Annotated in this window: 15 protein-coding genes; 7 read left to right on the forward strand and 8 right to left on the reverse strand. The window is 60.1% G+C overall.

Translation table 11 applies throughout. The features are described from left to right. Positions 1–42 precede the first annotated feature (42 nt). From era to lptF, 6 genes are all read right to left on the reverse strand, one after another. A complete protein-coding gene (era, locus tag HX807_RS26910; protein ID WP_003210432.1) occupies positions 43–945 on the reverse strand; it encodes a GTPase Era in 903 nt (300 codons plus the stop codon). Continuing rightward, positions 938–1,627: a ribonuclease III gene (gene rnc, locus HX807_RS26915; RefSeq protein WP_003210434.1), complete on the reverse strand. Its 690-nt coding sequence runs from the start codon at positions 1,625–1,627 to the stop codon at positions 938–940. The genes era and rnc overlap by 8 nt, the downstream gene beginning before the upstream one ends. A gap of 147 nt (positions 1,628–1,774) precedes the next feature. After that, positions 1,775–2,629: a signal peptidase I gene (gene lepB / locus HX807_RS26920; protein WP_003210437.1), complete on the reverse strand. Its 855-nt coding sequence runs from the start codon at positions 2,627–2,629 to the stop codon at positions 1,775–1,777. A gap of 5 nt (positions 2,630–2,634) precedes the next feature. After that, positions 2,635–4,434 (reverse strand): translation elongation factor 4, encoded by a 1,800-nt coding sequence (lepA, locus tag HX807_RS26925; protein ID WP_003210439.1) that lies wholly within the window; start codon positions 4,432–4,434, stop codon positions 2,635–2,637. 151 nt (positions 4,435–4,585) lie between these two features. After that, positions 4,586–5,665 carry an LPS export ABC transporter permease LptG gene (gene lptG / locus HX807_RS26930; RefSeq protein WP_003210440.1) on the reverse strand — a complete coding sequence of 360 codons (1,080 nt, stop codon included), beginning with the start codon at positions 5,663–5,665 and terminating at the stop codon, positions 4,586–4,588. Then, positions 5,658–6,776 carry an LPS export ABC transporter permease LptF gene (gene lptF / locus HX807_RS26935; protein WP_008438514.1) on the reverse strand — a complete coding sequence of 373 codons (1,119 nt, stop codon included), beginning with the start codon at positions 6,774–6,776 and terminating at the stop codon, positions 5,658–5,660. The genes lptG and lptF overlap by 8 nt, the downstream gene beginning before the upstream one ends. A 282-nt stretch (positions 6,777–7,058) precedes the next feature. On the opposite strand from lptF, the gene HX807_RS26940 reads away from it, so the two are divergent. The 5 genes from HX807_RS26940 (at position 7,059) to rlmF (ending at position 13,744) form a co-directional block, all read left to right on the forward strand. Continuing rightward, positions 7,059–8,549 (forward strand): leucyl aminopeptidase, encoded by a 1,491-nt coding sequence (locus tag HX807_RS26940; protein ID WP_003210444.1) that lies wholly within the window; start codon positions 7,059–7,061, stop codon positions 8,547–8,549. Positions 8,550–8,600: 51 nt separating this feature from the next. After that, entirely contained in the window at positions 8,601–9,029 is a 429-nt protein-coding gene (locus HX807_RS26945; RefSeq protein WP_102605183.1) for a DNA polymerase III subunit chi, read from the forward strand. Positions 9,030–9,036: 7 nt separating this feature from the next. Beyond that, positions 9,037–9,441, forward strand: coding sequence for a DNA polymerase III subunit chi (locus tag HX807_RS26950; RefSeq protein ID WP_177008183.1), 405 nt, complete (start codon positions 9,037–9,039; stop codon positions 9,439–9,441). Positions 9,442–9,626: 185 nt separating this feature from the next. After that, complete coding sequence (locus tag HX807_RS26955) at positions 9,627–12,473, forward strand: valine--tRNA ligase (protein WP_177051619.1); 2,847 nt, start codon at positions 9,627–9,629, stop codon at positions 12,471–12,473. 248 nt (positions 12,474–12,721) lie between these two features. Further along, positions 12,722–13,744, forward strand: a complete 1,023-nt coding sequence (gene rlmF / locus HX807_RS26960) for a 23S rRNA (adenine(1618)-N(6))-methyltransferase RlmF (RefSeq protein WP_003212741.1) — start codon at positions 12,722–12,724, stop codon at positions 13,742–13,744. A 64-nt stretch (positions 13,745–13,808) separates the two neighbouring features. Here rlmF and HX807_RS26965 read toward each other — a convergent pair whose 3' ends face one another. Continuing rightward, a complete protein-coding gene (locus HX807_RS26965) occupies positions 13,809–14,090 on the reverse strand; it encodes an HU family DNA-binding protein (RefSeq protein ID WP_003212743.1) in 282 nt (93 codons plus the stop codon). A gap of 397 nt (positions 14,091–14,487) precedes the next feature. Here HX807_RS26965 and yejK point away from each other — a divergent pair, with 397 nt between their 5' ends. Together yejK and HX807_RS26975 are read left to right on the forward strand one after the other, a co-directional pair. Continuing rightward, positions 14,488–15,492 (forward strand): nucleoid-associated protein YejK, encoded by a 1,005-nt coding sequence (gene yejK, locus HX807_RS26970; RefSeq protein ID WP_003212745.1) that lies wholly within the window; start codon positions 14,488–14,490, stop codon positions 15,490–15,492. Then, positions 15,492–15,842 (forward strand): glutaredoxin family protein, encoded by a 351-nt coding sequence (locus HX807_RS26975; RefSeq protein WP_003212747.1) that lies wholly within the window; start codon positions 15,492–15,494, stop codon positions 15,840–15,842. The genes yejK and HX807_RS26975 overlap by 1 nt, the downstream gene beginning before the upstream one ends. A gap of 135 nt (positions 15,843–15,977) precedes the next feature. Here the strand turns inward: HX807_RS26975 and HX807_RS26980 are convergent, their stop codons facing one another. Beyond that, complete coding sequence (locus HX807_RS26980; RefSeq protein WP_177051621.1) at positions 15,978–18,218, reverse strand: TonB-dependent receptor; 2,241 nt, start codon at positions 18,216–18,218, stop codon at positions 15,978–15,980. Between the last annotated feature and the right edge of the window lie 266 nt (positions 18,219–18,484).

The following is an 18,484-nucleotide window of genomic DNA, read 5'->3' on the forward strand; positions in this document are numbered from 1 at the left end:
AAGCCCGCTCCCACATTTGTCCTGCGGTGTTCCGGAGACCTGTTACAGGTCGCCGTAACCCAACGAACGCAACGCGCGCTCATCATCGGACCAACCACCCTTAACCTTCACCCACAGGTTGAGCATGATCTTCGAATCAAACAGCAATTCCATGTCCTTGCGCGCTTCGGTGCCGATGCGCTTGATGCGCTCGCCCTTGTCGCCAATGATGATTTTCTTCTGGCCGTCACGCTCAACGAGGATCAACGCATGGATATGCAGAGTCTTGCCCTGCTGCTTGAACTCTTCGATTTCGACGGTGATCTGGTACGGCAGCTCGGCACCCATCTGGCGCATGATTTTCTCGCGTACCAGTTCGGCGGCGAGGAAACGGCTGCTGCGGTCGGTGATCTGGTCTTCCGGGAAGAAGTGTTCGTTCTCCGGCAGGTAGCCAGCAATCACACGTTCCAGGGCTTCAAGGTTGTGCCCGTGCTGGGCCGAGATCGGCATGATCTGGGCGTTCGGCAGTTGTTCCTGCAGCCAGCTCAGGTGCGGCATCAGCTCGGCCTTGTCTTCGATGCGGTCAGTCTTGTTCAACGCGACGATCAACGGGCCGGTGACGTACTGCACGCGCTCCAGAACCATCTGGTCTTCGTCGGTCCACTTGGTACGGTCGACCACGAAGATCACCACGTCGACGTCTTTCAACGCTGCCGAAGCGGTTTTGTTCATGTAGCGGTTGAGGGCCTTTTCGCCGCCTTTGTGCATGCCCGGGGTATCAACGTAGACAGCCTGTACGGCGCCTTCGGTCTTGATGCCCAGCATGTTGTGGCGGGTGGTCTGGGGCTTGCGCGAGGTGATCGCCAGCTTCTGTCCCAGGATGTGGTTCAGCAACGTGGACTTGCCCACGTTCGGACGGCCGACGATGGCAACATAGCCACAGCGAGTTGCGGTTGAATCAGTCATGGCCATTCTCCACGCCCAGGGCAATCAGTGCTGCAGCGGCCGCTACCTGTTCGGCAATACGACGGCTCACACCCTGACCTCGGCTTTTTTCATTCAGTAAGGTGATTTCGCATTCGACGAAGAAGACTCGGCAATGCGGCTCACCCTGGATATCCACCACTTCGTAACGCGGCAGGTCGCAACCACGGGACTGCAGGAATTCCTGCAGGCGGGTCTTTGGATCTTTGTTGGTGTCTACCAGCGTCAGGCTTTCGATTTCGGTCGACAGCCAGGCGACGACGCGCTCTTTGGCCGCTTCCATGCCCGCGTCGAGGTAGATCGCGCCGATCAGTGCCTCAAGGGCGTCGGCCAGGATCGACTCGCGACGGAAACCGCCGCTCTTCAGCTCGCCGGAGCCCAGGCGCAGGTAATCACCCAGGTCGAAACCACGGGCCAGTACAGCCAGGGTCTCGCCTTTCACCAGGCGCGCACGCAAGCGCGACAACTGGCCTTCGCGGGCCAGCGGGAAGCGATTGAACAGGGCTTCGCCGGCGACGAAATTGAGGATGGCATCACCGAGGAATTCCAGGCGCTCGTTGTTGCGCCCGGCAAAACTGCGGTGTGTGAGGGCAAGGATCATCAATTCCTGATCCTTGAAGGTGTAGCCGAGCTGGCGCTCGAGACGGCTTAGAGAAACGCTCACGGTTTACCCACATTCAGTTCGAGGCACCGGTGGCCTGCGACGATTAACGCTGTGTTCAAATTCAAATCCTGGTGGTTGCTGCATGGGGCCTGGTTTTGTCCAAGCCCCAGAAAAGCATTCGGCGCTGTGTTCACAGCGCCGCATGGATTACTTGATCAGCCCGACCCGCGAGAAGTTCGGCAGGTGGCTGAGCTTGGGTTCCGGCCAACTCATCCAGACCGCGAAGGCCTTGCCGACGATATTCTGGTCGGGGACCATGCCCAGCAGGTCCTTGGGAATATTCGGGTCATCCCAGTAGCGGCTGTCGTTGGAGTTATCGCGGTTGTCGCCCATCATGAAGTAGTGCCCGGCAGGCACTGTCCACTGGTTGTCAGGCGGCGAACGGTAGCGGCTCATCTCCTTGCGGATTTCGTGCTCTACCGCCCCGAGTTTTTCCTGGTACAGCTCGGCGCTGCCCAGGGTGTTCGGCTCGGAGCCGATCAGTTTTTCTGCCACCGACTCGCCGTTGACGAACAGGCGCTTGTCGCTGGTGTAGCGAATCACGTCGCCCGGCAGGCCCACTACGCGCTTGATGTAGTTGACGTTCGGGTCGCTTGGGTAGCGAAACACCATCACATCGCCGCGCTGCGGGTCACCGATCTCGATCACTTTCTTGTCGATCACCGGCAAGCGGATCCCGTAGGAAAACTTGTTCACCAGGATGAAGTCGCCCACGTCCAGGGTAGGTTTCATCGAGCCCGAAGGGATCTGAAACGGTTCCACCAGGAACGAACGCAGCACCAGCACGATGAACAACACCGGGAAGAACGACTTGCCGTATTCAACCAGCATCGGCTCTTTGTTCAGTTTCTCGATCACCGCCACATCGGGCTGGCTGACGCTGCCCTGATAGGACGCGATGGCTGCCCGGCGACGCGGGGCGAAGAACACCAGATCGAGCAACGCCAATAGACCGCAAACGGCAACGGCGATGACCAGCAACAGCGGGAAATTTAGTGACATAGGACCTAACTATCCAACCTGAGCACCGCAAGGAAGGCTTCTTGTGGAATTTCCACGTTACCCACTTGCTTCATGCGTTTTTTACCGGCCTTTTGCTTCTCGAGCAGCTTGCGCTTACGGCTGACGTCGCCGCCATAGCATTTGGCCAGTACGTTCTTTCTGAGTGCCTTGACGGAAGTCCGTGCAATGATCTGCCCGCCAATGGCGGCCTGGATCGCAACGTCGAACATCTGGCGCGGAATCAGTTCTTTCATCTTTTCGGTCAACTGGCGACCTTTGTAGTGCGCGTTGTCCTTGTGCACGATCAGCGCCAGGGCATCCACCTTGTCGCCGTTGATCAGTACATCCAGCTTCACCAGATTAGCTGATTGGTAACGGTCAAAATGGTAATCCAGCGAAGCATAGCCGCGGCTGGTGGATTTGAGACGGTCGAAGAAGTCCAGGACCACTTCGTTCATCGGCAAATCGTAGGTCACTTGCACCTGGGTACCGAGGAACAGCATGTCGTGCTGTACGCCACGCTTTTCGATACACAGGGTAATGACGTTGCCCAGATGCTCTTGCGGCACAAGAATATTGGCCCGCACGATCGGTTCGCGCATGTCTTCGATGGAAGACAGATCCGGAAGCTTGGACGGGTTGTCGACGTAAATCGTTTCACCGGTTTTCAGCGCCAGCTCAAAAATAACCGTCGGCGCGGTGGTGATCAGGTCCAGGTCGTATTCGCGCTCGAGGCGCTCCTGGATGATTTCCATGTGCAGCATGCCCAGGAACCCGCAGCGAAAGCCGAACCCCAGGGCGTCGGAGCTTTCCGGGGTGTACTGCAACGACGAGTCGTTGAGGGTCAGCTTCTGCAGGGCTTCGCGGAAGTCCTCGAAGTCGTCGGAGCTGACCGGGAACAGGCCAGCGTAAACCTGCGGCTGGATGCGTTTGAAGCCCGGCAGCACGTCGACGTCAGGGGTGGAGCTCAAGGTCAGTGTGTCACCTACCGGTGCACCGTGGATGTCCTTGATACCGGCGATGATGAAGCCTACTTCGCCGGCTTTCAGATCAGTGGTAGCCGTGTGCTTCGGGTTGAATACACCGACGCTGTCCACCAGGTGGATCTTGCCGGTGGACTTGACCAGGATCTTGTCGCCCTTCTTCACACGGCCGTGGCGTACGCGTACCAGGGAAACAACGCCCAGGTAGTTGTCGAACCAGGAGTCGATGATCAACGCTTGCAGCGGATCCTCGTAGTTGCCGGTGGGGGCTGGAATGGTCTTGACCAGGCGCTCGAGCACCTCGTCGACGCCCAGGCCGGTCTTGGCGCTGCACTCGACGGCGTCGGTGGCGTCAATGCCGATGATCTTCTCGATCTCTTCCTTGACGCGGTCCGGATCGGCCTGTGGCAGGTCGATCTTGTTCAGCACCGGCATCACCTCCAGGCCTTGCTCGATGGCGGTGTAGCAGTTGGCCACGGACTGGGCTTCAACGCCCTGGCCCGCATCCACTACCAGCAACGCACCTTCGCAGGCCGCCAGGGAACGGCTGACTTCATAGGTGAAGTCGACGTGGCCCGGGGTGTCGATGAAGTTGAGCTGGTACTTGATACCGTCTTTGGCGGTGTAGTACAGGGTTACGCTGTGGGCCTTGATGGTGATCCCGCGCTCGCGCTCGAGGTCCATGGAGTCCAGCACCTGGGCTTCCATTTCACGCTCGGCAAGGCCGCCGCACATCTGGATGAATCGATCGGCCAGCGTCGACTTGCCATGGTCAATGTGGGCGATGATGGAGAAATTGCGGATATGACTCAAATCACTCACGGATCAACACTCAAAAAGGCTGCAGGCAGACTGCCCGCTGAAAAATAGCCGGGAATTGTACCTGATGCGCAGACCAGACGTCATCCATGGCGACCAAGAACAAAAATGCCCCGGTCGTTCGAACGGGGCATTTTTTTTCATAAGCGCGGGCTCAACCGGCCCGACGCAACAGCCAGAAGCCGGCCACGGCGCAGATGGCGGTCGGCACCAGCACCGCAAACAGCGGCGAGAAACCGAATACCAGGCTGGACGGCCCCAGCAGGTCCTGGGCGATACGGAAGGTGAAACCCACCAGTACGCCGGTAAACACGCGCTGGCCGAGGGTCACGGAACGCAACGGGCCAAAGATGAACGAGATCGCCATCAGCACCAGCGCAGCCGTCACCACCGGCTGCAACACCTTGACCCAAAACGCCAGCCAGTAACGGCCGTTGTTCAAGCCCTGGTCCTTGAGGTAATGGATATACCCCCACAGGCCGGAGATAGGCAGGCTTTCCGGGATCATCACCACGGTATTCAGCAATTCGGGCTTGAGGGAAATATCCCACTGCTCCGTCGGCACATTGATCACTTCGGTGGTCGATGCCGCACCCTTGCCGATATCACGGAAATAGGTGGTGGTCACATCGCTCAATTGCCACTTTTCGTCGGCGTACTGCGCACGTTTGGCGAAGCTCGACGACAGCAAGTGACGTTCCTTGTCGAAGTGGTAGCGGGTGACACCCACCAGCAAGCCACCCGGCTGCACGGCGTTGATGTGGATAAACTCCTCACCCTGGCGGTGCCACAGGCCATGCTTGGAGCTCTGGGCATCGCCCGAACCCTGGGCCAGGGCACGATTGGCCTGGGCCGTGGACTCGGCTGGAGGCGCCACGTATTCACCGATCAGCACGCTGACCACCATCAGCAACAGCATGGGCTTCATGACCGCCCACACGATGCGACCGATGGAAACACCCGCCGCGCGCATGATGGTCAGCTCGCTGTTGCTGGCCAGGCTGCCCAGGCCGATCAGGCAGCCGATCAGCGCAGCCATCGGCATCATGTCGTACAGGCGACGGGGAGCCGTCAGCGCCACGTAGCTCAGGACGTCTGTAACGGTGTAGGTATCGCTGACGTTGCCGACTTCATCAATGAAGGCGAACAACGAGGCCAGCCCCAGAATAATGCCCAATACCGCAAGGATTGCGACCAGGACGCTGCTACCAATGTAGCGGTCGAGCTTAACCACGGGCCATCTCCTTCACGCTGCGACGACTCCGCATCTTCAACCGCATCGGTTCCCAATAAAGCAGCCCCAGGCCAATGGCCAGGAAGACCCCGTGGACCCACCACAACCCAAGGGCCGGCGGCAGTTTGCCCTTCTCCAGGGAGCCGCGGGCGGAAATCAGGATGGTCAGGTAAGCCATATAAAGCAGGATCGCCGGCAGCAGCTTGAGGAAGCGGCCCTGGCGCGGGTTGACCCGGGACAGCGGCACGGCCATCAAGGTCACGATAAACACCAGCAACGGCAGGGAAATCCGCCATTGCAGCTCGGCGATCGAACGCAGTTCCTTGCTGCCGATCAGGTCTGGGGTCGGGATCGCGTCGCGGTCGGTGACCTCATCGCTGACATCCGGCCGGGCCAGCATCACGCCATAGGTGTCGTACTTGATTGCGCGGTAATCGGCCTGACCGGGGCTCCCGTCATAGCGATAGCCATCTTCCAGGATCAGGTAACGGCTGCCATCCGGACGCACTTCCTGGCGCCCCTTGTCGGCCACCAGAATCGAAATACCACGGTCTTTCTGGTTCTGGCCGAGGTTTTTCTGGGAGATGAACACCCCTCCCAGGTTGGCACGGTCATCCGACATTTGCTCGGTATAGGTCACCCGGGTGCCGTCGTTGAGCGCTTGGAAGCGGCCCGGCTCCAGGGTGTCGAATTCGGTCATGGCGTCCTGTTTGTTCAGCACCAGCTGGAACTGCAGGGCGCCCTGGGGTGCCAGGCTCAAGCTCAGCCAGGCCACCACCAGCGCGATACCGGTGGCCGGAACCATGGTCATGGCCAGCAAACGTTGCTGGCTCATGCCGGTGGCCGACAACACGGTCATTTCGCTTTCAAGGTACAAGCGGCCGTAGGCCAGCAGAATCCCGAGAAACAGGCCCAATGGCAGGATCAACTGCAGGAAGCCCGGCAGGCGAAAGCCCATGATCAGGAACAGCGAACCCGGATCCAGGGCACCCGAGGCAGCCTGGGCGAGGTATTTGACGAAGCGACCACTCATGATGATGACCAGCAATACCGCACTCACGGCACTCAGGGTCAACAGGACTTCGCGGGATAGATAACGGAAGACGATCAAACCAGACACTCCAGGGTTGTCAGGCTAAGGCGGCCAAACAAGCAAGCATATCGAGTCGACCCATTGCTGCAGGCCGGCTAAAAAGATGGCGCATTATCCTGTGATTGACCGCACCTGTCACGGAGCTTGCTCATACGCGTGCACAAAGCTGCCCGCAAGGGTTGTCAGGCTCGGGCGGCGAGGTTCAAACTGCGGCCTTTGTCGCGGGCGGCCTACAGGCTGCCAAGCTTACAAGCCGGAGTACAGACTCCTGGCTCACTGACCTTTATAAGGGACCCGAAAATGGAACTGGTTGTAAAAAGCGTTAGCCCCGAAACGTTGAAAACCGCCACCCTCGTGGTCGCTGTCGGCGAAGGCCGCAAGCTCGGCGTTGCCGCCAAGCAACTGGACGAACTGAGCGGCGGCGCCATCAGCGCAGTCCTCAAGCGCGGCGACCTGGCCGGCAAGGTCGGCCAAAGCCTGCTGCTGCAAAGCCTGCCTAACCTTAAAGCCGACCGCGTATTGCTGGTGGGCGTTGGTAAAGACGCCGAACTGGGCGACCGTCCGTTCCGCAAGATCATCGCCGGCATCCTCAACACCCTCAAGGGCCTGGGCGGCACCGACGCGGCCCTGGCGCTGGACGAAGTCGTGGTCAAGGGCCGCGACAGCTACGGCAAGACCCGCCTGCTGGCCGAAAGCCTGCTGGACGGCGGCTACGTCTTCGACCAGTTCAAGAGCACCAAGGCCGAACCCCGCGCCCTGAAGAAAGTCACCCTGCTGACCATCAAGGCGGCCCAGGCTGAAGTCGAACGCGCCGTGACCCACGCCCAGGCCATCGCCGGCGGCATGGCGTTCACCCGTGACCTGGGCAACCTGCCACCGAACATCTGCCACCCAACCTACCTGGGCGAGCAAGCCAAGGCGCTGGGCAAGGAATTCAAGGGCCTGAAAGTCGAAGTCCTGGATGAGAAGAAGATCAAGGAACTGGGCATGGGCTCGTTCTATGCCGTGGGCCAGGGCAGCGACCAGCCGCCACGCCTGATCGTGATGCAATACAACGGCGGCAAGAAGTCCGAGAAGCCATTTGCCCTGGTCGGTAAAGGCATCACCTTCGACACCGGCGGCATCAGCCTCAAGCCGGGCCTGGGCATGGACGAGATGAAGTACGACATGGGCGGCGCCGCCAGCGTGTTCGGCACCCTGCGTGCCGTGCTGGAACTCAAGCTGCCGATCAACCTGGTGTGCATCCTGGCCTGCGCCGAGAACATGCCGAGCGGCGGCGCGACCCGTCCGGGCGACATCGTCACCACCCTCAGCGGCCAGACCGTGGAAATCCTCAACACCGACGCCGAAGGCCGCCTGGTGCTGTGCGACGCCCTGACCTACGCCGAGCGCTTCAAGCCGCAAGCCGTGATCGACATCGCCACCCTGACCGGTGCCTGCGTAGTTGCCCTGGGCGCCCACACGTCGGGCCTGCTGGGCAACAGCGACGAACTGATCGGCCAACTGCTCAGCGCCGGCCAGGCTGCCGACGACCGCGCCTGGCAACTGCCGCTGTTCGATGAGTACCAGGAACAGCTGGACAGCCCGTTCGCCGACATCGCCAACATTGGCGGCCCGAAAGCCGGCACCATCACTGCGGCGTGCTTCCTGTCGCGTTTCGCCAAGAACTTCAACTGGGCCCACCTGGACATCGCCGGCACCGCCTGGACCAGCGGCGGCAAGGACAAGGGCGCCACTGGCCGTCCGGTTCCATTGCTGACCCAGTACCTGCTGGACCGCGCCAAAGCCTGAAAATGAAGATCCCCGGGCGCTTGTAAAGCCGCCCGGGGCTCAGGAACCGCAATGACCCAAGTCGACTTCTATATATTGCCCAGCGCCGATCCTTCCGCGCGCCTGGACTTTGCCTGCAAGCTCACCGAAAAAGCCTGGCGCATGGGCCACCGTATCTACCTGCATTGCAGCGATGCCGCCCAGCGTGACGACCTCGACGCCCGCCTGTGGCGCTTCAAGGGCGAAAGCTTCGTGCCCCACGGTCCCGCCGAATCAGAACCGGAAGGCCTGGTAGTACTGGGTTTGGGCGACAGCTGCGGCGATCACACAGACCTGCTGGTCAACCTTGACCTGAAAGTACCGGCCTTCGCCAAGGGTTTCGCCCGCGTGGCGGAAGTGGTGGTGGAAGACCCGGCTATTCGTCAGGCCGCGCGGGAGAGTTTCCGTTTCTACCGCGAACAGGGCTATTCTCTGCAAGATCACCGGCTACAACGACTTTGAGCACACGATGGACACTCCAAACCCGCTAAAAGACTCTGACCACCTGCTGGATGACCTTGAGTCGATCCGCAAGCTGCTCGGTGATGATGACCTGCAACCGCCATTGCTGACCGATTCGGTCAACGGTGACGTACAAATTCCCCTGCTGTTCGATATGGTGGGTGGCAAGCCGGTTACGCCGGAACCTGTCGAAACGCCCGCGGTGCAAGCTGCGCCGGCTGCGGCTGTTGCCGTACCTGCCGCCGAAAAAGCCCCCGACGCCCTGCTGCTGCACCTGGACAACGAACTGCGCGCCGCCGCGCAACTGATCATGCAAGACGTGATCGACGATTTTGCCCCGCATATCGAAACCGAGATCAAGCGCCGGCTGGATGCGCGCATGGAGCGGTTGTTGAGCCAGTACCAGAACTAAGGCTGACACATATCCCCTGTGGGAGCGGGCTTGCTCGCGAAGGGCGTGAACGATAACGCGTACATCCTGAATGAACGCGCCGCCCTCAGGTTTTTCGCGAGCAAGCTCGCTCCTACCCCTCTCCCCTATCCCCCGTTATACTTGTCGGCTTTCCTGAATTAATGCCAACTAGGGTCCCGCCGCGCATGGATAAGACCTACCAGCCGCACGCTATTGAAACTTCCTGGTACCAGACCTGGGAGTCCGAGAATTATTTCGCTCCGCAAGGCGCGGGCGATGCCTACACCATCATGATTCCGCCACCGAACGTCACTGGCAGCCTGCACATGGGCCATGGCTTCAACAATGCGATCATGGATGCCCTGATTCGTTTCCGCCGCATGCAGGGTCGCAATACCCTATGGCAGCCAGGTACAGACCACGCCGGTATCGCCACCCAGATGCTGGTGGAGCGCCAACTGGAAGCCACCGGCCAGAACCGTCACGACCTGGGCCGCGAGAAATTCCTCGAGAAAATCTGGGAATGGAAGGATCAGTCCGGCGGCAATATCAGCCGTCAGATCCGTCGCCTGGGCTCGTCCGTCGACTGGAGCCGCGAGCGCTTCACCATGGACGACGGCCTGTCGGAAGCCGTGAAGGAAGCCTTCGTGCGCCTGCATGAAGACGGCCTGATCTACCGCGGCAAGCGCCTGGTCAACTGGGACACCAAGCTGCACACGGCGATTTCCGACCTTGAAGTGGAAAACCACGACGAGAAAGGTTTCCTGTGGAACCTCAAGTACCCGTTGGCTGACGGCGCCAAGACCGCCGAAGGCAATGATTACCTGATCGTCGCCACCACCCGTCCGGAAACCATGCTTGGCGACGCCGCCGTCGCGGTCAACCCGAACGATGAGCGCTACCAGGCGCTGATCGGCAAGTTCGTCGAGCTGCCGCTGGTTGGCCGTCGCATCCCGATTATCGCGGATGACTACTGCGACCCTGAATTCGGCACCGGCTGCGTGAAAATCACCCCGGCCCACGATTTCAACGACTATGAAGTTGGCAAGCGCCATAACCTGCCGCTGCTGAACATCTTCGACAAAAACGCCGCTGTTCTGCCAGCCTGCCAGGTATTCAACCTCGACGGCACGCTGAACGAGAGCATCGACGGCAAGATCCCGGCTGAATACGCCGGCCTCGACCGTTTCGAAGCGCGCAAGCAGATCGTTGCCGCCTTCGACGCCGCCGGCCTGCTGGTAAGCGTTGACGACCACGGCCTGAAAGTGCCGAAGGGCGACCGCTCCGGCACCATCATCGAGCCCTGGCTGACCGACCAGTGGTACGTGTCCACCAAGCCGCTGGCTGAGCCGGCGATCGCTGCCGTGGAAGACGGCCGCATCGCGTTCGTGCCGAAACAGTACGAAAACATGTACTTCTCGTGGATGCGTGACATCCAGGATTGGTGCATCAGCCGCCAGCTGTGGTGGGGCCACCGGATTCCGGCCTGGTACGACGAGTCGGGCAAGGTCTACGTGGGCCGCGACGAAGCCGAAGTCCGTGCCAAGCACAACCTTGGCGCGGACGTGGCGCTGCAACAGGACAACGACGTACTGGACACCTGGTTCAGCTCGGGCCTGTGGACGTTCTCCACCCTCGGCTGGCCGCAACAGACCGAATTCCTGAAGAAATTCCATTCCACCGACGTGCTGGTCACCGGCTTCGACATCATTTTCTTCTGGGTTGCCCGGATGATCATGCTCACCATGCACTTGGTGAAGAACGAAGACGGCACCCCGCAGGTACCGTTCAAGACCGTGTACGTGCACGGCCTGGTGCGTGATGGCCAGGGCCAGAAGATGTCCAAGTCCAAGGGCAACGTCCTGGACCCGCTGGACATCATCGACGGCATCGACCTGGAAACCCTGGTGCAGAAACGCACCTCGGGCCTGATGCAGCCGAAACTGGCGAAGAAGATCGAGAAGCAGACCCGCGACGAGTTCGCCGATGGCATCGCCAGCTACGGCACCGACGCCCTGCGCTTTACCTTCTGCTCGCTGGCGTCAACCGGTCGCGACATCAAGTTCGACATGGGCCGCGTCGAAGGCTATCGCAACTTCTGCAACAAGATCTGGAATGCCGCGCGCTACGTGCTGGATAAAGGCGAAGACTGCGGCCAGAACGGCGAGGCCATCGAGCTGTCCCTGGCGGACCGCTGGATCATCTCCCAGCTGCAGCGCACCGAAGCCGAAGTGACCCGTCAACTCGACCAGTTCCGCTTCGACCTGGCGGCGCAGGCCCTGTACGAGTTCATCTGGAACCAGTATTGCGACTGGTACCTGGAACTGTCCAAGCCCGTGCTGTGGGACGAGAACTCGCCGATCGAACGTCAGCGCGGCACCCGTCAAACCCTGGTACGCGTGCTGGAAGTGGCGTTGCGCCTGGCGCATCCGTTCATGCCCTTCATCACCGAAGAAATCTGGCAGCGCATCGCGCCGCTGGCGGGCAAAGACGGCAAGACCATCATGCTGCAACCTTGGCCGGTGGCCAACGACGCCCGCATTGATGAGGCGGCCGAAAGCGATATCGAGTGGCTCAAGACCCTGATGATGGGTACACGCAACATCCGCGCCGAGATGAATATCGGTCCGGGCAAGCCACTGGCCGTGTTCGTGAAGAACGCCAGCAGCGAAGACCTGCGTCGCCTCACCGAGAACGACGCGCTGCTCAAGAAGCTGGCGAAGCTGGAGTCGATCACCGTATTGGCCGCTGGCGAAGAAGCACCGCTGTCCGCCACCGCACTGGTGGGCGAGATGGAAGTGCTGGTGCCGATGGCCGGCCTGATCGACAAGGGTGCCGAACTGGCGCGCCTGGACAAGGAAATCCTGCGCCTGCAAGGCGAAGTGCAGCGGGTGGGCGGCAAGCTGTCCAACGCGGCGTTCGTCGACAAGGCTCCGGCTGAAGTGATCGAGAAAGAACGCGCCAAACTGGCTGAAGCTGAACAGGCTTTGGGCAAGCTGGCGGAGCAACACGCACGGATTTCCAGCCTGTAAGAGGCTGCCCGTGCGGAAAAAGAGACCTTCGGGTCTCTTTTTTTTGCTTGGAAAAACACCGCTATTTCTCTTTGGAAACCCGACCAATTTGGGAGCTGGCTTGCCTGCAATGGCATCGCCTCGGTCTGGCAGATACACCGAGTCACCTGCGTCGCAGGCAAGCCAGCTCCCACATTTGACCGAGTTCGACCAAGGAATGTGTGACAATACCCGCCACTTTTGAAACAAACGCAGAATCGACGCAGCCCATGACCGCCCCCAGCACACCCAAAGCACCGCGCAAGAAGCCAAAATCCAGTACGCCGGCCAAGCCCGTCGTTCCGCGCAAAGAGGCCACCTTGCACCCGCGTAACCGCCACCAGGGCCGTTACGACTTCCAGGCGCTGATCAAGACCACGCCCGAACTGGCGCAATTCGTGATCATCAACCCGTACGGCAAGGAAAGCATCGACTTTGCCAGCCCAGACGCGGTGCGGGTGTTCAACCGGGCGTTGCTCAAGGCGTTCTACGGCATCAATCACTGGGACATCCCGGCTGACTACCTGTGCCCACCGGTACCGGGGCGTGCCGACTACGTGCACTTCCTCGCCGACCTGCTGGCCAGCGTCAACGAAGGCGTGATCCCCCGTGGCGCGCCGGTGAAGGTGCTGGACATCGGCATGGGCGCCAACTGCGTCTATCCGTTGATTGGCTACAGCGAGTACCGCTGGAACTTCCTCGGCTCGGAAGTCGACCCGACCGCCGTGGCCGCCGCCAAGGCGATCGTGCAGTCCAACGGGCTGAACAAGGCCATCCAGCTGCGCCAGCAAACCAACCCCAAGCAGATCCTGCTGGGCTTGCTGGAGCCAGGCGAGCGGTTTGACCTGACCATGTGCAACCCGCCCTTCCACGCGTCCATGGATGAAGCGACCAAGGGCAGCGAACGTAAATGGCGAGCACTGGGCAAGGCTGATCCGAAACGCAAGCTACCGGTGCTGAACTTCGGTGGCCAGTCGGCGGAATTGTGGTGTGAAGGCGGTGAAGCGCGGTTCGTGACGCAACTGATCGCTGAAAGCGCGCATTTCCAGCACAAGGTGCTGTGGTTCAGCACGCTGGTGTCGAAAGCGTCGAACCTGCCGGCGATTCAGACAGCGCTGAAAAAGGCCGGTGTGCTGGAAAGCCAGGTGGTAGAGATGTCCCAGGGCCAGAAGCAGAGCCGCTTCGTCGCCTGGACGTTCCAGACCCCGAGCGAGCAACAGGTGTGGCGCCAGCGTTGGGCCCGTAAGGACTGATAAATCGCAGGCAACAAAAAACCGTGCCCGGATCGCTCCGGAGCACGGTTTTTTTTGCTGCGTCTTACTTGTTAACAGCGTCGGTCAGGCCTTTGGCCACAACCAGCTTGATAACTTTCTTGGCAGCGATTTCGATGGCAGCGCCAGTCGAAGGGTTACGGCCAGTACGGGCAGGACGCTCGGTCACTTTCAGTTTGCCAACGCCTGGCAGAGTGATTTCGCCGCCGTTTTCCAGCTGATCAGCAACGATCTGGCTCAGTTGGTCCAGCAGAGCACGCACGGTGGTTTTCGGTGCGTCTACAGCTTCAGCCAGATCAGCGATCAGTTGGTCTTTAGTAATAGCCATTGTGGTGTTCCTTCCCTATCAAATTCATTTGGATTGCAGAGTGCAGTGTCAGCCATCGAGCCCTGCCATCAAGGCCTGGCACCCAAGGGCTATAACCACGAAGATCGGGGTTATAGATACCTGAAACCGGGTTTGGTTCGACCTGACAAATGCTGAATGCACGCTTAACGCCCAGACTGCGCGTAAGACGGGGCAAAACTAGCACAGAGACGGGGAAATATCCGCCTCAACATACCCATTTGGTCAGCTTTATCGCTCTAAACCGTGAAAAAAAGGCATATGGCCCGTCGGATGGCGCTCAAAACGCCCTCCGAACAGCGCCATCCCCAGCGGGTGCGGTACACTGGCGACTTTTTCCGGGAGCCCCACCCCTCCCCTTCAACCAGCCGAGAAGCCCATGCCGATCCGTCATTGCATCGTCCACCTGATCGACAAAAAACCCGACGGCACACCCGCAGTTCTCCACGCCCGCGACTCCGAGCTTGCCGAGTCGGCCGCGATCGAGAACATGCTCGCCGACCTCAACGAGAGCTACAACGCCAAACAAGGCAAGGCCTGGGGCTTTTTCCATGCCGAGTCCGGCGCGCACCCGTTCAGCGGCTGGTTGAAGGAGTATTTCGACGGCGGCAAGGATTTCACCGCCTTCAGCCGCATTGCGGTGGAACACCTGCAGAAGCTGATGGAAGAGTCCAACCTCTCCACCGGCGGCCACGTGCTGTTTGCCCACTATCAACAGGGCATGACCGATTACCTGGCGATCGCCCTGCTGCACCACAGTGAAGGCGTGGCCGTGACCGACCAGCTGGACGTGACGCCGTCGCGCCACCTGGATCTTGGCCAACTGCACCTCGCCGCGCGCATCAACGTGTCCGAGTGGCAGAACAACAAGCAATCCAAGCAGTACATCTCGTTTATCAAGGGCAAGAACGGCAAGAAGGTCTCGGAGTACTTCCGCGACTTTATCGGCTGCCAGGAAGGCGTCGACGGCCCGGGCGAGACCCGCACCCTGCTCAAGGCCTTCAGCGACTTCGTCGAAAGCGAAGACCTGCCGGACGAATCCGCCCGCGAGAAAACCAAGACCCTGGTGGACTACGCCAGCAGCCAGGCCAAGCTCGGCGAGCCGATGGGCCTGGAAGAGCTGTCCGGGTTGATCGATGAAGATCGGCCAAAAGCCTTCTACGATCACATCCGCAACAAGGACTACGGCCTGTCGCCGGAAATCCCGGCGGATAAACGCACCCTCAACCAGTTCCGCCGTTTCACCGGGCGTGCCGAAGGCTTGTCCATCAGCTTTGAAGCGCACCTGCTGGGCGACAAGATCGAATACGACGAAGCCGCCGGCACCTTGATCATCAAGGGCCTGCCGACCCAGTTGACCGACCAGCTCAAGCGTCGCAACTGATGCTGGGCGGGGTTCTGAAGAAAGTCCTGCTGGTGTTGCTGGTGGTGGTGGTTTTCCAGAACTGGGGCAAGATCGAGCGGTTGTTCAACCCCTCCCAGGTGGTGCCGGAGCAGACACGCGCGGCAGCGCGCGTGGTGCTGTATTCCACCGAGTGGTGCGGCTACTGCAAACAGATCCGGCGCTTTCTGGATTCCAAGGGGATTCCCTACCAGGCGTTTGATATCGAGAAGGACGCCCAGGCGCGCAAGGCGTACGAGGCGTTGGGGGGCGGCGGGATTCCGTTTGTGGACGTGAACGGCACGCTGATTCGCGACTACAACCCGGAAGCGATCATGGCGGCGCTGAAGTAACTCACTCTGTAAAATACCGCAGATCAAATGTGGGAGCGGGCTTGCTCGCGAATGCGCTGGTTCAGTCAATACATCTGGCGACTGATCCACCGCTTTCGCGAGCAAGCCCGCTCCCACATTGGGTTTGCGTACGCGTTAGAAATTGGCCTCCAGGGAAACCATCGCCGTACGCTCTTCACCCACGTTGTAATACGCCGAACTGGCCGCCAGGCCATTCACCGGCGCCGAGTTGAACGACACGGTACGCGCCGAGCTCAGGTATTCCTTGTCGAACACGTTGAGCATCGAGAAACGCAGCGCGGCCGACTTGAAGACCTTCTTGTCCACCGGCAGGTAGATACCGGCGCTGAGGTCGAACACGGTGCGCCCGGAGATTTTCTCGTTGTTGGTCAAATCACCGTAGAACGCCCCGACATACTTGCCGGCAATGTTGCCGTAATAGCGCTTGTCGTCGTAACCAAACACCAGGTTGAGCATGTTTTCCGGCACGTTGGCCAACTGGTTGCCCTTGGTCGGCAACAACACGTTCTTGCTGACAAAGTCGTCCTGCTGCTCGGACTTGGTATAGGTGTACGACGCGTAGTAGTTGAAGTTGTACGGCAGCAGGCCGCTCCACTCCAACTCCAGGCCCTTGTTGGTCACGTCACCGACGTTGGCCATCACGTAGTCACCGTTCAAGTCGGTGGTCGACAGCTGACGGTCCTTGAAGGTGATGTAGAACAGGGTGGCGCTGAGGGCCATTTTCTCTTCGGTGTAGCGCCAGCCCAGTTCCTGGTTCCAGCTCAGCTCGGGGTTGAGGTTGAGCGAGTCACCCTTGTTGTACAGCACGTAGTTCTGCGGTGTGCGCATGTTGCGAGTGACGTTGTAGAACGCCTGGTTGCTCTCGTCGACCTGGTACTTGGCACTGAAGTTCGGCAGGAACTGATGGTAGCGGGCGTTACGCTTTTCCGGCTTGTCGTACAGGCTACCGAGGTTGTCGCCGTCACGTTCGACGTACTGGTACGCCAGGCCGCCGACAAAGCTCAGGTCTGGCGTGGCTTGCCAGCTGTCCTGCACCCACAGCTTCTGGGCCGGAGTCACGGTGTATTGATGACGCCCCTGGACAGTCTTGCCGTTCTTGTCGACCACCTGGCCGCCGCTGTTGTAATCGCCCCAGACGTCGTCCGGTGCACCTTCGCTGTTGATCCCGATATACGGCTGGGTCTGGCGCTGGCGAGCGCGCTCGTACCAGTAGCCGTAATCCAGGCTGTGCTCCTCGTTGATGTCCCATTTCATTTTGACCGTCACGCCAGGGCGCCAGGTTTCGGTCCACGAGGGGCGATAGTAGTTGGCCGACTTGAGGTTGCTCAGGTCGTAGTTGCCACTCTTGTCGGACTTCGGCCCCAGGTTGGTCGCGGTCTGGCCGCTGAAACTGCCGCCGTTGCCCCAGTAGTAGTAAGGCGCAACTGTCAGGGCCAGGTCATCACGCAGGCGCCAGCGCTGGGTGAAGGTGGTCATGACACTTTCGAAAGGGTTGCGGTTGAGCTTGTAGGAAGACGACAGCAAGCCGTTTTTGTAGACCGGGGTTTCCGAGTAATCCAGACGCCGGCCCTGTTGCTGGAACTGGCTCTTGCTCAGGGTGTTGTAGTTGTAGTTTTCCTGGGTGTTGTACTTCATGGTGAAGTAGCTGGTGTTGCCGTTGTCGTCTTCGAACAGCGTGCTCCACTCCACCTTGTCGCCCCGCAAGGTGCCCTTGCCGCGCCACTTGTCGCCCTCGGTGTGAGAGGCCGACACCCAGGTCTTGAAGCCGCCGAGGTCGCCGGTGTTGATGCGGGCGAAGGACTTTGTCAGGTTGTTCGAACCCATGGATTGCTTGACGAACAGCCCCGGCTCCTTGGTCGGCCGAATGGTGACCATGCCGATATTGCCGCCGCTGGAACCAATGTGTGGGCCGTCCGCTTCCGAGGAGCCCTGGGTGACAAATACTTCGCCGACGTTTTCCGGGTCGCCCAATTGGTTGGCGTAAACACCGTAGCTGCCGGAGTCGTTGATCGGCACGCCGTCCATGGAAACCCCGACCTGGTCGGAGTTCATGCCGCGCATGGTGAAGCTGGTGCCGCTCATGCCGCTGGCGTCGTCGTTGGAAACGTTGATGCCCGGGGTGTACTTGAGCTTGTCGATGGCGTTGGCCGTCGGGGACATTTCATCCATGGCTTCCTTGGTCACGGTGGACCGGGCCTTGGCACTTTCTTCCTGAATCATGTGGCCGGTGCCCAGGGTGCGTTCGCCGGCGACGTGCACCGAACCGACATCCTGGGAATCGTCTGCCAGAACCAGCGGCGCAAAGCCGCCCAGGCCCGATGCTAAAAGCAGGGCATAGAGTTTGTTGTAGGTCACGAGTAGATCCCTTACATGCATCTATCTGTTGTTATGGGGGAGGTATTGGCGATCTCGGCTGGGTGAACAGCGCCGCCAATCTTCCTGACCACCTGCTCAGGAATCCGAGGATCATCCGTGCATCACGTAACGATTTGGTTACAGGTTTTGGCGATTGCGATGAAGGTTAAATGAAAGGTCCACACACACGGATGTGCCAAGGCATGGGGATTTTCAAGGGAAGGTGGTGCAAGTAATGACAGCGCCACGCCATTGCGGCGTAGCGC

Source organism: Pseudomonas sp. D8002 (assembly GCF_013385695.1).
Classification (GTDB): Bacteria; Pseudomonadota; Gammaproteobacteria; order Pseudomonadales; family Pseudomonadaceae; genus Aquipseudomonas.

What these genes read in the sequence shown, in the direction of transcription:
- era (WP_003210432.1), bottom strand. Translation starts at nt 945, where the DNA reads ATGACTGATTCAACCGCAACTCGCTGTGGCTATGTTGCCATCGTCGGC.
- lepB (WP_003210437.1), bottom strand. Translation starts at nt 2,629, where the DNA reads ATGTCACTAAATTTCCCGCTGTTGCTGGTCATCGCCGTTGCCGTTTGC.
- HX807_RS26940 (WP_003210444.1), top strand. Translation starts at nt 7,059, where the DNA reads ATGGAACTGGTTGTAAAAAGCGTTAGCCCCGAAACGTTGAAAACCGCC.
- HX807_RS26945 (WP_102605183.1), top strand. Translation starts at nt 8,601, where the DNA reads ATGACCCAAGTCGACTTCTATATATTGCCCAGCGCCGATCCTTCCGCG.
- HX807_RS26950 (WP_177008183.1), top strand. Translation starts at nt 9,037, where the DNA reads ATGGACACTCCAAACCCGCTAAAAGACTCTGACCACCTGCTGGATGAC.
- HX807_RS26955 (WP_177051619.1), top strand. Translation starts at nt 9,627, where the DNA reads ATGGATAAGACCTACCAGCCGCACGCTATTGAAACTTCCTGGTACCAG.
- rlmF (WP_003212741.1), top strand. Translation starts at nt 12,722, where the DNA reads ATGACCGCCCCCAGCACACCCAAAGCACCGCGCAAGAAGCCAAAATCC.
- HX807_RS26965 (WP_003212743.1), bottom strand. Translation starts at nt 14,090, where the DNA reads ATGGCTATTACTAAAGACCAACTGATCGCTGATCTGGCTGAAGCTGTA.
- yejK (WP_003212745.1), top strand. Translation starts at nt 14,488, where the DNA reads ATGCCGATCCGTCATTGCATCGTCCACCTGATCGACAAAAAACCCGAC.
- HX807_RS26975 (WP_003212747.1), top strand. Translation starts at nt 15,492, where the DNA reads ATGCTGGGCGGGGTTCTGAAGAAAGTCCTGCTGGTGTTGCTGGTGGTG.